13 protein-coding genes are annotated in these 15,646 nt (G+C 73.0%); 11 read left to right on the forward strand and 2 right to left on the reverse strand.

Going from position 1 to position 15,646, the window contains the following annotated elements:
• The first annotated feature begins 33 nt into the window (after positions 1–33).
• The 10 genes from AB0447_RS08950 (at position 34) to AB0447_RS08995 (ending at position 10,545) form a co-directional block, all read left to right on the forward strand.
• Positions 34–969 (forward strand): dihydrodipicolinate synthase family protein, encoded by a 936-nt coding sequence (locus tag AB0447_RS08950; RefSeq protein ID WP_366475877.1) that lies wholly within the window; start codon positions 34–36, stop codon positions 967–969.
• Between the two features lie 26 nt (positions 970–995).
• A complete protein-coding gene (locus AB0447_RS08955) occupies positions 996–2,000 on the forward strand; it encodes a proline racemase family protein (RefSeq protein WP_366475878.1) in 1,005 nt (334 codons plus the stop codon).
• Positions 1,997–3,010: a proline racemase family protein gene (locus AB0447_RS08960; protein WP_366475879.1), complete on the forward strand. Its 1,014-nt coding sequence runs from the start codon at positions 1,997–1,999 to the stop codon at positions 3,008–3,010. The genes AB0447_RS08955 and AB0447_RS08960 overlap by 4 nt, the downstream gene beginning before the upstream one ends.
• Positions 3,011–3,034: 24 nt before the next feature.
• Positions 3,035–3,988 carry an ornithine cyclodeaminase family protein gene (locus tag AB0447_RS08965; RefSeq protein ID WP_366475880.1) on the forward strand — a complete coding sequence of 318 codons (954 nt, stop codon included), beginning with the start codon at positions 3,035–3,037 and terminating at the stop codon, positions 3,986–3,988.
• 40 nt (positions 3,989–4,028) lie between these two features.
• Entirely contained in the window at positions 4,029–4,688 is a 660-nt protein-coding gene (locus tag AB0447_RS08970; RefSeq protein ID WP_366475881.1) for a GntR family transcriptional regulator, read from the forward strand.
• Between the two features lie 191 nt (positions 4,689–4,879).
• Positions 4,880–6,631 carry an ABC transporter substrate-binding protein gene (locus AB0447_RS08975; RefSeq protein ID WP_366475882.1) on the forward strand — a complete coding sequence of 584 codons (1,752 nt, stop codon included), beginning with the start codon at positions 4,880–4,882 and terminating at the stop codon, positions 6,629–6,631.
• A complete protein-coding gene (locus tag AB0447_RS08980) occupies positions 6,631–7,590 on the forward strand; it encodes an ABC transporter permease (protein WP_366475883.1) in 960 nt (319 codons plus the stop codon). The genes AB0447_RS08975 and AB0447_RS08980 overlap by 1 nt, the downstream gene beginning before the upstream one ends.
• Entirely contained in the window at positions 7,587–8,573 is a 987-nt protein-coding gene (locus AB0447_RS08985; protein ID WP_366475884.1) for an ABC transporter permease, read from the forward strand. Before AB0447_RS08980 ends, AB0447_RS08985 begins: the two co-directional genes overlap by 4 nt.
• Positions 8,573–9,580, forward strand: coding sequence for an ABC transporter ATP-binding protein (locus tag AB0447_RS08990; protein WP_366475886.1), 1,008 nt, complete (start codon positions 8,573–8,575; stop codon positions 9,578–9,580). Before AB0447_RS08985 ends, AB0447_RS08990 begins: the two co-directional genes overlap by 1 nt.
• A 29-nt stretch (positions 9,581–9,609) precedes the next feature.
• Complete coding sequence (locus tag AB0447_RS08995) at positions 9,610–10,545, forward strand: oligopeptide/dipeptide ABC transporter ATP-binding protein (protein ID WP_366476006.1); 936 nt, start codon at positions 9,610–9,612, stop codon at positions 10,543–10,545.
• Positions 10,546–10,657: 112 nt separating this feature from the next.
• On the opposite strand, the gene AB0447_RS09000 is transcribed toward AB0447_RS08995, so the two are convergent.
• The gene (locus AB0447_RS09000) at positions 10,658–12,721 is read right to left on the reverse strand and encodes a prolyl oligopeptidase family serine peptidase (protein WP_366475887.1); all 2,064 of its coding nucleotides are present in this window, start codon (positions 12,719–12,721) and stop codon (positions 10,658–10,660) included.
• Between the two features lie 156 nt (positions 12,722–12,877).
• Here AB0447_RS09000 and AB0447_RS09005 point away from each other — a divergent pair, with 156 nt between their 5' ends.
• A complete protein-coding gene (locus tag AB0447_RS09005; RefSeq protein WP_366476007.1) occupies positions 12,878–14,353 on the forward strand; it encodes an MFS transporter in 1,476 nt (491 codons plus the stop codon).
• Between the two features lie 390 nt (positions 14,354–14,743).
• Here the strand turns inward: AB0447_RS09005 and AB0447_RS09010 are convergent, their stop codons facing one another.
• Positions 14,744–15,619: a helix-turn-helix domain-containing protein gene (locus AB0447_RS09010; protein ID WP_366475888.1), complete on the reverse strand. Its 876-nt coding sequence runs from the start codon at positions 15,617–15,619 to the stop codon at positions 14,744–14,746.
• Positions 15,620–15,646 lie beyond the last annotated feature (27 nt).

The following is a 15,646-nucleotide window of genomic DNA, read 5'->3' on the forward strand; positions in this document are numbered from 1 at the left end:
AAAATGTCACACACCACACAAGGGAGTCCCCTCATGAGCCTCGCGCCCACCCCCGCGGCCACCTCCGCGCAGCTTCCCGCCCGCTCCCGCCCCTGGCACGGCATCATGGTCGCCACCACCCTGCCCATGCGCGCCGACCACTCCGTCGACTACGACGCCTACGCCGAGCACGTGGCCTGGCTGATCGCCAACGGCTGCGACGGCGTCGTCCCCAACGGCTCCCTCGGCGAGTACCAGACCCTCACCGACGAGGAGCGCGCCCGGGTCGTCCGTACGGCCGTCGAGGCGGCCGGCGACGGAGCGCGGGTCATGCCCGGCGTCGCCGCGTACGGCAGCGCCGAGGCCCGCCGCTGGGCCGAGCAGGCCGCCGAGGCCGGCGCCGGATCCGTGCTGCTGCTCCCGCCCAACGCCTTCCGGGCCGACGAGGACACCGTGCGCGCCCACTACGCCGAGGTCGCCCGGGCCGGGCTGCCCGTGGTCGCGTACAACAACCCGTACGACACCAAGGTCGACCTGACCCCGGCCCTGCTCGCCCGGCTGCACGCCGACGGCAGCATCGTCGCCGTCAAGGAGTTCAGCGGGGACGTCCGCCGCGCCTACGAGATCGCCGAGCTCGCCCCCGGCCTCGACCTGCTGATCGGCGCCGACGACGTCCTGCTGGAGCTGGCCCTGGCCGGCGCCGTCGGCTGGATCGCCGGCTACCCCAACGCCCTGCCCGCCTCCTGCGCCACCCTGTACCGGGCCGCCGTGGCCGGGGACGTGGACACCGCCCTGCCGCTCTACAAGTCCCTGCACTCGCTGCTGCGCTGGGACTCCAAGACCGAGTTCGTCCAGGCCATCAAGCTGTCCATGGACCTCGCCGGCCGTCCCGGCGGGGCCACCAGGCCGCCGCGCTTCCCGCTCACCGGGGAGGTCGAGGCCGCCGTCCGCGCCGCCACCGAAAAGGCCCTCGCCGAGGGTCACCACTAGCCGCAACGACAACCCAGGAGAAGCCGATGCGCACCCGTCATATCTACCACGCGGTGGATTCGCACACCGAGGGCATGCCGACCCGGGTCATCACCGGGGGCGTCGGGGTGATCCCCGGCGCCACCATGGCCGAGAAGCGCCTCCACTTCATCGAGCACATGGACCACCTGCGCACCCTGCTCATGTACGAGCCGCGCGGGCACTCGGCGATGAGCGGCGCCATCCTGCAGCCGCCCACCCGGCCCGACGCCGACTTCGGCGTGCTCTACATCGAGGTGTCCGGGCTGCTGCCGATGTGCGGGCACGGGACCATCGGGGTCGCCACCGTCCTCGTCGAGACGGGCATGGTGCCGGCCGTCGAGCCGGTCACCACCGTCCGCCTCGACACCCCCGCCGGACTGGTGAGCGTGGACGTCCGCGTCGAGGACGGCGCGGCGACGGCCGTCACGTTCACCAACGTCCCCTCCTTCAGCGTCGGCCTCGGCCTCAAGGCCGAGGTCCCCGGATACGGCACGGTCGGCTACGACCTGGCCTACGGCGGCAACTTCTACGCCTTCGCCGAACTCGACGCCCTCGGGCTGCCCTTCGACCGGGACCGCAAGGAGGACCTGCTCGCCGCCGGGCTCGCGATCATGGACGCGGTCAATGCCGGCCCGGACCGGCCCGTGCACCCGGAGAACCCGGCCATCGCCGGGATCAAGCACGTCTACCTCGCCGCCCCCGGCTCCGACGCCCGCCGCTCCCGGCACGCCATGGCCATCCACCCCGGCTGGTTCGACCGCTCCCCGTGCGGCACCGGAACCTCCGCCCGGATGGCCCAGCTGCACGCCCGCGGCCTGCTGCCGCTGCACACGGACTTCGTCAACGAGTCCTTCATCGGAACCGAGTTCACCGGCCGGCTGATCGAGGAGACCACCGTCGGTGGGCTGCCCGCGGTGGTGCCGACCGTCACCGGCCGGGCCTGGATCACGGGCACCGCCCAGTACTTCCTCGATCCGGCCGACCCCTTCCCCGGAGGCTTCCTCCTTTGACCAGTACGGTCCGGACCACCGACTACCACGCCGCCGGGGAACCCTTCCGGATCGTCACCGGCGGCCTGCCGCCGGTGCCCGGGGACACCGTCGCCGAGCGCTGCGCCACCGCCATCGGCCCGGGCGGCTCCGGCACGGCCCCGCGCCGCGGCGCGCTGGACGACGTACGGCGCCTGCTGGTGCAGGAGCCGCGCGGGCACGCCGGCATGTACGGCGGGTTCCCGGTCCCGCCCGACGACGACGGAGCCCACCTCGGCGTGCTGTTCTGGCACAAGGACGGGTACTCCACGGCCTGCGGGCACGGCACGATGGCGCTCGGCGCCTGGGCGGTGGACAGCGGACTGGTCCCCGCCCCGGACGACGGGGACGCGCAGGTGCGGATCGACGTACCGTCCGGCCGGGTCACCGCCACCGTCCACCGGGCCGGCGGCCGCACCACGGGCGTCACCTTCCGCAACGTCCCGGCCCGGGTCGCGGCCCGCAAGGTGCCCGTCGCCACCTCCGTCGGCGTCGCCGAGGTCGACATCGCCCACGCGGGGGCCTGCTACGCGGCCGCCTCCGCCCGCGACTTCGGCCTGCGGGTGACCCGGGAGGCCCTGCCCGACCTGGTGCGCACCGGGCAGGAGATCCGGGCCGCGCTCGCCACCCACCCCGCCACCTGGCACCCCGACGGCCCGCTGCTGTCGGGGGTCTACGGGGTGATCCTCCACGAGGAACTGCCCGACACCCCCTTCGGGCCGCACCAGCGCAACGTCACGGTCTTCGCCGACGGCCAGATCGACCGCTCGCCCTGCGGATCCGGCACCTCCGCCCGGCTCGCGCTGCTCGCGGAGGACGGCCGGCTCGGGGCGGGGGAGGACCTGCTGCACGAATCGGTGACGGGCACCGTGTTCACCGGCCGGATGCTGGCCGACGGCATCACGGAGGTCACCGGAACCGCCTACCGGACCGGCGAACACACCTTCCTGCTGGACCCGCGGGACGGCCTCGGCACCGGATTCCTCCTGTGAAGGACCTGATGTGAGGGGCGTGCGGTGAAGGATCTGCTGCGGCTGGACGCCGAAGAGATGGCGGCGCTGCTCGGCCCGGTGGCCGCCGCCGACGCCCTGGCCGGGATGCTGCGGGACGGCCTCGACCCCGAGAGCTGCCCGCAGCGCACCTCCCTGCCCGTCGCCGGCGGCGGTGAACTGCTGGTGATGCCGGCCGCGTCCGGGGCCTGGGCCGGTGTGAAGGTCGCCGGGGTGGCGCCGGGCAATCCCGCCCGCGGACTGCCCCGGATCACCGGCAGCTACCTGCTGCTGGACGGGGCCACCCTGCAGCCGGTCGCGCTGCTGGACGGCGCGGCGCTCACCGCACTGCGCACCCCGGCGGTGTCCGCGCTGGCCGTCCGGCACTTGGCACCGCCCGGCCGGCCGCTGCGGCTGGTGCTGTTCGGCTCCGGCCCCCAGGCCTACGGGCACCTGGACGCCCTGCACGCCGAACGGGACCTTGCCGAAACAGTGGTGGTGGGCCGGAGCCGGGCCGGGGCGGACCGGCTCGCCCGGTACGCGGCCGCGCGGGGGATCCCGGCCCGGACCGGCACCGCCGCCGATGTGGCCGGAGCCGATCTGGTGGTCTGCTGCACCACCGCCCGCGAACCCCTCTTCGACGGAGGGCTGGTGGCCGACGGGGCCACCGTCGTCGCGGTCGGCTCGCACGAGCCGGACGCCCGCGAGACCGACACCGCCCTGGTGCGCCGCTCCGCGGTGTACGTCGAATCGCGCGCGGCGGCGCTCCGCGAGGCCGGGGACCTGCTCGTCCCGGAGGCGGAGGGCGCGATCGGGGCCGGTCACATCACCGGGACCCTCGCGGACCTCGTTGCGGGCCGGCAGCCCGGTCCGGGGCCGGCGACCTGTCCACAGCTCTTCAAGAGTGTGGGCATGGCCTGGGAAGATCTCGCTGTGGCGGTGGCTCTGTACCTCGCCACCGGGGCGGACAGCGAAACGTGACATTGTACGCTGTTCCTCTGCGATTTCTCGGAGGATGGCGATGGGTGACCTGAAGCAGCACAGTCTCATCAAGGCACAGGAGCGGCTTCGTGATCAGGTGGGCCATGCTCTCCGAGCAGCTCTGATAGCGGGCCAGCTGGAGCCGGGGCGGGTCTACTCGGCGCCGACCCTGGCCGCGGACCTCGGTGTGTCGGCCACCCCGGTGCGCGAGGCGATGCTCGACCTGGCCCGCGAGGGCCTGGTCGAACCGGTCCGCAACAAGGGCTTCCGGGTCACCGAGATGAGCGAGCGCGACCTGGACCAGTACACGGAGCTGCGCACGCTGATCGAGGTGCCGACCATCGGCATCGTCGCCCAGATCGCCCCGAGGGAGCGGCTGGAGGAACTCCGGCCCATCGCCGAGGAGATCGTCAGCAGCGCCCGCGAGCACGACCTGATCGGGTATCTGGAGGCCGACCGCCGTTTCCATCTGACCCTGTTGGGCCTGGCGGGCAACGAGCGGCTGGTGGAGACCGTCGGCGATCTGCGCAAGCGGTCCCGGCTGTACGGGCTGACCAGCCTGGACAAGGCCGGGCTGCTGGTGTCCTCGGCCGAGGAGCACCTGGAGCTGCTCGACCTGATGCTGGAGCGGGACACCCCGGGCGCGGAGGCCTGCATGCGGCGGCACCTCGGACACGTCCGCTCACTCTGGGCGCAGTGACCCGGCCGCAGTTGGGGCCCGCACCGAACGGTGCGGGCCCCAACTCGTGTGCTGAGTAAGGGATTTGGACACGGCTGAGTAACGGCGGTGCACGCCTCTTGTGCAGTGCAATTTCACATTACTATGTTACCGGTCACATAGCAGAGCGTCGCGGCGTCCACCGCACAGCGCGGCCCATCCCTGGAGTGACCATGACCCAGCGCACCCGACTCGCCCTAGCCACCGGCCTGGTGGCGGCCCTCGCCCTCGGCGGGGCAGGCTGCTCCGACACCGGCTCGAAGGGCAAGGGCGCCAGCACCCAGGGCGCCGCGAACCCGGCCGCCGCCAACAACGGCAAGATCCTCGGCGGCACCCCGGTGAAGGGCGGCACCCTCACCGTCCTGTCCAACCAGGACTTCTCCCACCTCGACCCGGCCCGCAACTGGACCATGCCCACGATGGACTTCGGGATCCGGCTGCTCTACCGCACCCTGGTCACCTTCAAGGCCGAGCCCGGCAAGGCCGGCAGCGAACTGGTCCCCGACCTCGCCACCGACCTCGGCACCCCCTCCAACGGCGGCCGCACCTGGACCTTCACCCTCAAGGAGGGCGTGAAGTACGAGGACGGCACGCCCATCAGGGCCCAGGACATCAAGTACAACGTCGAGCGCTCCTTCGCCCCCGACCTCACCGGCGGACCCGACTACGCCGCCCAGTACCTGGCCGGCACCGAGGGCTACAAGGGCCCCCTCCAGGGCAAGCACCTCGACTCCGTCAAAACCCCGGACGACCGCACCATCGTCTTCGAACTCAAGCGCCCGGTCGCCGAGTTCTCCGCCACCGCCACCCTGCCGACCTTCGCCCCGGTCCCGCAGTCCCAGGAGAAGGGCACCCAGTACGACGCCCGCCCGTTCTCCTCCGGCCCGTACAAGATCGAGTCCTACGACCGGGACAAGAAGCTGGTCCTGGTCCGCAACGAGCACTGGGACGCCAAGACCGACCCGGTCCGCAAGGCGTACCCGGACAAGTTCGTGGTCGTGATGGGCCTCAAGGGCGGCCAGATCGACGACCGCATCATCGCGAGCGCCGGCGCCGACGCCTCCGCCGTCCAGTACATGGACATGCGGCCCGAGAGCGCCCCCAAGGTGCTGCCCAAGCCGGACGTCAAGCAGCGCTTCCTCGCCGAGTCCCAGGGCTGCACCGAGATGCTCCACCTCAACAACTCCCGGGCCCCCTTCAACGACCCCAAGGTGCGCCAGGCCCTGCAGTACGCCGTCGACAAGGAATCCCTGGTCACCGCCGGCGGCGGCCCCGCCCTCACCGAGATCGCCACCGCCTACCTGCCGCCCGCCCTGTCCGGCGGCAAGCAGGCCGACACCCTGAAGATCCCGCCGGCCGGCGACCCCGCCAAGGCCAAGGAGCTCCTCAAGGCCGCCGGCAAGGAGAACCTCAAGGTCTCCCTGTCCGTGTCCACCGGCGACAAGGGCAAGGCCGAGGCGATCCAGCAGGGCCTGGCCCGGGCCGGCGTGCAGGTCACCGTCGACACCGTCGACCCCGGCGCCTACTACGACGTCATCGGCGACCTGTCCACCACCCCCGACATGACCCTCACCGGCTGGTGCCCCGACTACCCCTCCGGGTCCACCTGGATCCCCTTCGTCTTCGACGGACGCACCATCAAGGACAAGGGCAACCAGGGCAACTACAGCCAGTTCCGCGACGACGAGACCATGAAGAAGATCGACGAGATCAACGCCATGTCCGACGCCAAGGCCGCCAACCAGGCCTGGATCGACCTCGACGCCGCCCTGATGGCCAAGTCCCCCTCCATCCCCCTGCTGCTGGAACGCAAGCCGCTGCTCATCGGCACCAACATCGCCGGAGCCTTCGGCCACCCCGTGTGGACCGGCACCATCGACTACGCCACCGTGGGCCTCAAGGACCCGGCGAAGAGCCAGGGCTGATGACCTCCACCGCCACCCCGGCCCCCACCGCCGCCACCGCACCGGCCGGGGAGATCCCGCCGGGCAGCAGCCCCTGGCAGCTCGCCCGGCAGGAACTCCGCCGCCGCCCCGCCGTCAAGATCAGCCTCGCCGTCGTCACCCTGTTCCTCCTGATGGCCGTCACCGCCCCCTGGCTGGCCGCGCTCGGCGGCTGGTCCCCGGACCAGTTCGACAAGAGCGCCGTCGACCCCTACCTCGGCGGACTCCCGATCGGCTCCCTCGGCGGGATCAGCGGAGAGCACTGGCTCGGCGTCGAACCCGTCACCGGCCGCGACCTGTTCGCCCGCGTCGTGCACGGCGCCCAGGTCTCCCTGCTCATCGCCTTCGCCGCCACCGCCGTCGTGGTCCTCACCGGCACCGCCGCCGGGATCGCCGCCGGCTACTTCGGCGGCCGCACCGATGCCGTCCTGTCCCGGCTCATGGACCTCACCATGTCCTTCCCCTCGCTGATCTTCATGATCGCGATGCTGTCGGTGGCCAAGGACGTCAACCGGATCCTCCTGATGACCGCCGTCATCGGCCTCTTCGGCTGGCCCGGCATCGCCCGCGTGGTCCGCGGCCAGACCCTCTCCCTCAAACACCGCGAGTACGTCGACGCCGCCCGCGTCGGCGGATCCAGCTCCTGGCGGATCCTCACCCGGGACATCCTCCCCGGAGTCTCCGGCCCGGTCATCGCCTACACCACCCTGCTCATCCCCGGAATGATCAGCACCGAGGCCGCACTCAGCTACCTCGGCGTCGGCGTCCGGCCGCCCACCCCCTCCTGGGGCCAGATGATCGCCGAGAGCGTCGCCTTCTACGAGACCGACCCCATGTACTTCGTCATCCCGAGCACCTTCCTCTTCCTCGCCGTGCTCGCCTTCACCCTGCTCGGCGACGCCCTGCGCGACATCCTCGACCCCAGGGGCGGCCGCACATGATCCTCTACCTGGTGCGCCGGCTGCTCGCCCTCGCCGGCGTCCTGCTCGCCATCGCGGCCGTCACCTTCCTCATCTTCTACGTCCTGCCCGCCGACCCGGCCGCGGCCGCCTGCGGAAAGACCTGCAGCGCCGAACGCCTGGCCGAGGTACGCCACTACCTCGGCCTCGACCAGCCGCTTCTGAGCCGCTTCGCCGACTTCCTCACCGGCATCTTCACCGGCCGCACCCTCGGCACCGGCCAGTACGCCGTCCGCTGCGACTTCCCCTGCCTGGGCTACAGCTACGAGAACTCGCTGCCCGTCTGGGACCTGCTGATGGACCGGCTGCCGGTCTCCGCCTCGCTCGCCGTCGGCGCCGCCGCCCTCTGGCTCCTCCTCGGCCTCGGCGCCGGCGTCACCGCCGCCCTGCGCAAGGACACCGCCGTCGACAAGGCCCTGATGGTCGGCGCCGTCGCCGCCGCCTCCCTGCCCGTCTACTTCACCGCCGTGATGCTCATCCACGGAGTCATCCGCATCGGCGGCCTGCTGCCCTACCCCACCTACCAGCCCTTCACCGACGACCCCCTCGGCTGGGCCTCGAACCTGCTGCTGCCGTGGACCGCACTCGCCCTGCTCTACGCCGCCATGTACGCCCGGCAGAGCCGCGGCTCCATGATCGAGGCGATGGCCGAGCCGTACATCCGTACCGCCCGCGCCAAAGGCATGCCCGAACGCACCGTCGTCGTCAAACACGGCCTGCGCTCCGGCATGACCCCCATCCTCACCATCTTCGGCATGGACCTGGGCGGCCTGCTCGCCGGCGCCGTCATCACCGAGTCCATCTTCGGACTCCCCGGCATCGGCCGGCTCTTCTACGGCGCCCTGATCAGCTCCGACCAGCCCGTGGTCCTCGGCGTCACCCTGCTCGCCGCCTTCTTCATCGTCGTCGCCAACCTCGCGGTCGACCTCCTGTACGCCGTCGTCGACCCGAGGGTGAGGTACTGATGACCGCTCCACTGCTCGAAGTACGCGATCTGCGCGTCGCCTTCACCACCCCGCGCGGCACCGTCACCGCCGTCGACTCCCTCGGCTTCACCGTCGAGGCCGGCCGCACCCTCGGCATCGTCGGCGAATCAGGATCCGGCAAGTCCGTCACCTCCCTCGCCGTCATGGGCCTGCACCGCGACGCCCGCGTGGAGGGCTCCATCGCCCTGGCCGGGCAGGAGCTGACCGGCCTGAGCGAGCGGGAACTGTCCCGGCTCCGCGGCCGCAGAATGGCGATGATCTTCCAGGATCCGCTGTCCAGCCTGCACCCCTACTACACCGTCGGCGAGCAGATCGCCGAGCACTTCCGGGTGCACTTCCGGACCGGCCGGGCCGCCGCCCGCAAACGGGCCGTCGACATGCTCGGCGAGGTCGGCATCCCCGAACCGGCCCGCCGCGCCGGGGAGTACCCGCACCAGTTCTCCGGCGGCATGCGCCAGCGCGCGATGATCGCCATGGCCCTGGCCTGCGAACCCGACCTGCTGATCGCCGACGAGCCCACCACAGCCCTCGACGTCACCGTCCAGGCCCAGGTCCTCGAACTGATCGCCAGGCTCCAGCAGGACCGCGGCCTCGGCGTGGTCCTGATCACCCACGACCTGGGCGTGGTCGCCCGGGTCGCCCACGAGGTGCTCGTCATGTACGGCGGCCGGGCCGCCGAACAGGCCCCGGTGGACGACCTGTTCGCCGACCCGGCACACCCCTACACCCGGGGCCTGCTCGACTCCCTGCCCCGCCTGGACGACACCGACGACCAGCCGCTCCGCGCCATCCCCGGCTCCCCGCCCTCGCTGCGGGAACCGGCCCCCGGCTGCGCCTTCGCCCCGCGCTGCGCGGTGGCCGCGGCCGGCCCGGCCGAGCACCGGGACCGCTGTACGACCGAACGCCCCGAACTCCGCCCGTACACCGCGGCGGACCGGCTGGCGGCCTGCCACTTCGCGGGCACCGCCCTGGAGGTGGCGCAGTGACCCCCCTGCTCTCCGTACGCGATCTCACCATGACCTTCCCCGGGAAGCGGTCCGCGACCGGGCGGCGCGGTGCCCCGGTGCGGGCCGTGGACGGTGTCTCCTTCGACCTGGCCGCCGGGGAGACCCTCGGCCTGGTCGGGGAGTCCGGCTGCGGGAAGTCCACCACCGGGCGGATGCTGGTGCGGCTGCTGGAACCCACCGCCGGCAGCGTCACCTTCGACGGGCACGACATCACCCGCATGTCACAGGGCGCGCTGCGGCCGCTGCGCAGCCACCTCCAGATGGTCTTCCAGGACCCGCACTCCTCCCTCAACCCCCGGCAGACCGTGGCCCGGATCATCTCCGACCCGCTGCTGGTGCAGGGCTGGAGCGCGGCCGACGCCCGCCGCCGGGCGGCCGAGCTGATGGATCTGGTCGGCCTCATCCCCGAGCACATCGACCGCTACCCGCACGAGTTCTCCGGCGGCCAGGCGCAGCGCATCGGCATCGCCCGGTCCCTCGCCACCGGCCCCCGCCTGGTCATCGCGGACGAACCGGTGTCCGCCCTGGACGTCTCGGTCCAGGCGCAGGTGGTCAACCTGATGGAGCGGCTCCGGCGGGAACTGGGCCTGGCCTACGTGTTCATCGCCCACGACCTGTCGGTGGTGAAGCGGGTCAGCGACCGGGTCGCCGTCATGTACCTGGGCCGGATCGTCGAGATCGGCGACAAGCAGTCCCTGTACGGCGACCCGCAGCACCCGTACACCCGGGCGCTGCTGTCGGCCGTACCGCTGCCCGATCCGGCGGCCGAGCGCCGCCGGGAGCGCATCACCCTGCTCGGTGATCCGCCCAGCCCGGCCGCCCCGCCGCCCGGCTGCAGCTTCCATCCGCGCTGCCCGAAGGCGCAGGACGTCTGCCGGACGGACCGCCCGTCGTTGCAGACCGTCCGGGGGCGCGAGGTGGCCTGCCACTTCCCCGGGGACTGACGGGGCCCCGCGGGAGGAAGGGAAGGGCCCCGGAGACAACGGCGTCTCCGGGGCCCTTCGCCGTCCCGCCCGCGCTGGGCGCGGTGGCGGGGCCGGGTGGGGGTGGTGGGTGTCAGCGGGCCAGTGCGGTGCGCAGGAACTCCAGCTCCTGCACGGCGAGTTTTTCGTACGTCCCGCCGGGGGTCATGTGGGTGACCCCGGGCAGCGCCAGCACCTGGTGCGGGCGGCCCGCGTCGGTCAGGGCCTGCGAGAGCCGCAGGGTGTGCGAGGGGTGCACGTTGTCGTCGGCGAGGCCGTGGATCAGCATCAGCGGCCTGGTCAGGGCGGGTGCGTCCCCGATGAGCGACTCCCGTTCGTACACCTCCGGGTTCTCCTGGGGCAGACCCAGGTAGCGCTCGGTGTAGGCGGTGTCGTAGTGCCGGAAGTCGGTGGGCGGGGCGCCCGCCACGGCCGCGTGGAACACATCGGGGCGGCGCAGCACGGCCGCCGCGGCGAGGTAGCCGCCGTACGACCAGCCCTTGACGCCGACCCGGTCCAGATCCAGGTCCGGGTGCCGTTCGCCGAGCGCCCGCAGGCCCGCCACCTGGTCGCGGAGGGTGACCTCGGAGAAGTCGCGGTACATGGCGTGGGTGAAGGCGGGGGAGACGTACGGGGTGCCGCGGTTGTCGATGGTGACCACCGCGAAGCCCTGGTCGGCCCACCACTGGCGGTGCTGCCAGCGGCGCGGCTCCGCGGACACGTCCTGGAAGCCGGGACCGCCGTACACCTGGAGCAGGACGGGCAGCCGGCGGCCGGGCACATGGTCCCGGGGCAGCACCACGGCGGTGGGCAGGGCGTGCTCGGTGACCCGGGCCAGCTGCGGGACCACCCGGTAGGGCAGCGGCTCGGACAGGTCGGCCGGGGTGAACTCGCGGCCGTCGGCGGTGCGTACGGTCCTGCGGACGCCGTCCGGGCCGGCCGAGGTCAGCAGCAGGGTTCCGGCGGCGGCGACGGCGCTGTGCACCCCGGGCCCGTCGGCGACCGGGGTGAGCTTGCCGGAGTCCGGGTCGAGCAGCAGCACCTGCTGTTCGGCCGGGTCGCGCAGCCCCGCCTCGATGAGCAGGCCCCCTTGGTGCTCGCCGGCCAGCCGGCGCACCTGGACGTCCTCGCCGGTGAGCAGGACGCCGTCCAGCGCGAGGGCGCGGGCCGCACCGCCGGGGGTGTCGGCAGCGGTGATCATCCGGCCGTCCGACAGCCGGGCCGGGGTGCCGGGGAGCATGGTGTCCACCCACTGGGGGTGGGTGGTGCGGGACAGCTCGCGGGTGGCACCGGTGGCCGGGTCGGCGGAGAGCAGCAGCGCGCAGCGCTGGAGCCGGTCGTGCACGGTCAGCAGGATCTCGTCGGCGCTCTCCCAGCCGGCTTCGGACACGTACGGGTAGGTGCCGGCGTCCCAGTCCAGCCGGACCCGGCTGCCGTCCCGGCCGCCCAGCACCCACAGCTGCACCTCCGCGTTCGGGCCGCCCGCCTCGGGGTAGGCGAAGTCCTCGGCGGGGCGCTCGGGGTGGGCGGGGTCGGTGAACCAGCGGCGCTGCAGGGCCGTCTCGTCGACCCGGGCGGCCAGCAGGGTCTCCCCGTCGGGGGACCACCAGTGGCCGCGGGAGCGGCCCAGCTCCTCGGCGGCGGCGAACTCGGCGAGGCCCCAGCGGGCGCCGTCGTCCGGGCTGATCCGGCCGCCGGGGGAGACGTACAGGGCGTCGTCGGTGACGTAGGCGGTGCGGCTGCCGTCGGCATTGGGGCGGGGGTCGACGGCCGGCCCGGCGGCCGGGATCTCCAGGGGCCCGCCGGTGCCGTCGGCGGCGACCCGGTAGAGGCGGCCGTACAGGGCGAACACCGCGGTGCGGCCGTCGCCGGAGAGGGCGTACGAGCCGATGCCCGCCGCAACGAGGCGGGTGCGCTCGCGCAGCCGGCGCTCGGCTACGGGCAGTTCGCCGGGTTCGGGGGAGAGCGCGCGGGGATCGGCGAGCAGGGTCTCCGTACCGGTCGCGGTGTCGAGGACCCGGAGGCTGTCGAAGGGGTCGGTGGGGCCCGAGGAGCGGAGGAAGTACAGCAGGCGCCCGCCGTCGCCGAAGGCGAAGGCGCGCGGGGCGCCGAACGTGAATCGCTGCGTGCGGGCCGAGAGATCGAGAAACGCGTCCATGAGGCAGAAGTGTGACATGTGAAATACCACAGCTCTAGGCCATTCGGGTGGTGACGTCTCCGGGGCGGGCTTAGCGTCGGAAGGGTGGACCGCAAGGCTCCGCCATCCACCGACCGGACCGACGGCAAGGCCCGAGAGCGCGCCAACGGACTCGCACTGTTCGTCATCGCCTCGTGTCAGCTCATGGTCGTTCTCGACATCACCATCGTCAACATCGCCCTGCCCCACATCCAGACCGCCCTCGGCTTCTCGACGGAGAGCCTGTCGTGGGTGGTCAGCGCCTACACCCTCACCTTCGGCGGACTGCTGCTGCTCGGCGGACGCACCGGCGACATCCTGGGCCGGCGGCGGGTGTTCATCACCGGCGTGCTCGTCTTCGGACTGGCCTCGCTGCTCGGCGGGTTCGCCCAGAACGCCGGCCAGCTGCTGGCCGCCCGCGCCCTCCAGGGCGTCGGCGGCGCCGTCGCCTCACCGACCGCCCTGGCCCTCATCACCACCACCTTCAGGGAAGGTCCCGCCCGCAACCGCGCCTTCGGCGTGTTCGCGGCGGTCTCCGCGGGCGGCGGCGCCATCGGCCTGCTGGCCGGCGGCATGCTCGTCGAATGGCTCGACTGGCGCTGGGTGCTCTTCGTCAACGTGCCCATCGCGCTGGTCATCGCCCTGCTCGCGGCGCGGGTCATCCGGGAATCCGAACGGCACCCCGGACACTTCGACTTCGCGGGCGCGCTGACCGGCACCCTCGGCATGGTGTCCCTGGTGTACGGGTTCATCCGGGCGGCCCAGGACGGCTGGCGGGACCCGCTGACCCTGACCTCGTTCGGCACGGCCGTGGTCCTGCTCGGCTCCTTCCTGCTGATCGAGCGCCGCTCGCGGCAGCCGATCACCCCCCTGCACATGTTCGCCGACCGCAACCGGTCCGGAACGTACGGCATCATGCTCTTCCTGGCCTGCGCGATCTTCGGGATGTTCTTCTTCCTCACCCTGTTCGTGCAGAACGTGCTCGACTTCAGCCCGATCCAGGCCGGCCTCGCCTTCCTCCCGGTCAGCGTGGTCGTCGCGGTCGGCGCCGGCATCACCGCACACCTGCTGCCGAAGTTCGGGCCCAAGCCCTTCATGGTGCTGGGGGCCCTGTCCGCGGCCACCGGCCTGGGCTGGCTGACCCGGACCGACATCCACTCCACCTACCTGGGCAGCGTCCTGGGGCCGATCCTGTTCTTCGCCCTCGGCATGGGCATGCAGTTCGTGTCCCTGACCCTGATGGCACTGTCCAACGTCCCGGACCGGGAATCGGGCGCCGCCTCCGGACTGCTGAACACCACGCAGCAGGTGGGCGGCTCGCTGGGCCTGTCCATCCTGGTGACCGTGTTCGGCACGGCCAGCCGCAACGAGGCCGAAGAGCAGGTGCCGGCCTTCCTGGCCACGGCCCGGCCGGGTCAGCTCCTGATGTTCGAACGCACCAATCGGCTCCCCGACCCCTGGGGCGACGAGGTCCTCACCGCGGGCGTCTCGGCGGCGTTCGTGGTCGCGGCCCTGTTCACCCTGGTCGGGGCGTTGATCGCGCTCTTCGCGATCCAGGTCCGGCCCGCGGACCTCGAACGCCTGCAGGGCAACCACGTGCCGGCGGGCAGGTGACCGGCGGGCGGGCAGGGACCGGGCGGGGGCGGTGACCGGCCGACGGGCAGGTGACCGGGCCGACGGGCGGTGACCGGGCCGGCGGGCGGTGACCGGGCCGGCGGGCGGTGACCGGGCGGCGGGCAGATGACCGGGCCGGCGGGAGGGGGTGACCGGGCCGGCGGGAGGGTGGCCGGGCCGGCCGTCCAGGATCCGGCGGGCGGCGGGGGGCGGGGGGGGGGGGGGCGGGCCCCCCCCCCCGGGGCCGGGGGGGGGGGGGGGGCGGGGCGGAGTGCACCGCCCGGCCCCACCCCCGTGCGCCCGTCGGATCAGGTGGGCGCCATCCTGCCAGCGCGGCCGGATCCGGTATTGGAAAAAACCGCACTCACGGAATCGGGGCCCACGGCGGTTTCAGAGCAGCACGCTGGTCACCTGCCCCGGCACCCGGTCCACCGGGCGCCCGCCCCCGCCCCGGTAGGACAGGAACCGGCCGGGCGCGCACCCCGTCATCTCCCGGAAGTCCCGGTGCAGATGGGCCTGGTCGTAGAACCCGCACGCCGACGCCGCCTCGGAGGCGGGCCGCCCGCCGGTCAGCATCCGCAGCGCCCGCTGGAGGCGCAGCACCCGCGAGGCGGACTTGGGGGACAGCCCGATCTGCTCGCGGAACCGCTGCTCCAGCCGGCGGGCGCTCCAGTCGGTGCCGCGGGCGAGTTCGGCGACCGGCAGCAGGCCGCCCGTACGCAGCAGCCGTTGCCAGGCCCACACCGTCTGCGGGGCGGCCACCGGTCCGGCGGCGGCCCGTTCCAGCAGTACGGCGTCGAGCAGTTCGAACCGCTCCTGCCAGCCGGCGGCCCGCGCGAGCCCGGCCTGCAGCCGGTCCGCCTCGACGCCCAGCAGCTCGGGGAGCGGAACCAGCCGGTCCCGCAGTTCGTGCATGGCCGTCCCGAAGACGGTGAACGCCATCCACGGGGCGAAGTGGATCTCGACGCCGTGCAGCCGTCCGCCGTGCTCGCCGAGGGTCGCGTCGGTGCGCAGGCCGTTGACCAGCGAGCGGTAGGGCACTCCGGGGCCGGGCGAGCCCGCCTTCGAGACCCGCACCGGATCCGCGAAGTTGACCACCATGGTCACGGTGCCGTTCGGGATCTCGATCCGGCGCTGGGGCAGGTCCATCGACACCCGGTACCCGCGGTACCCGCGCACGCCCGGCCGCAGGGCGGGCGCGGGCGCCGCGGCGGCCAGCCGCCAGGTCCCGTGCTCGGTGATGCCCCAGGACAGCTTCACGGCCACCGCGCCCGTCTCACCGGCGGGTCCTGC

The organism is Streptomyces sp. NPDC051211, assembly GCF_040689505.1.
GTDB lineage: Bacteria > Actinomycetota > Actinomycetes > Streptomycetales > Streptomycetaceae > Streptomyces.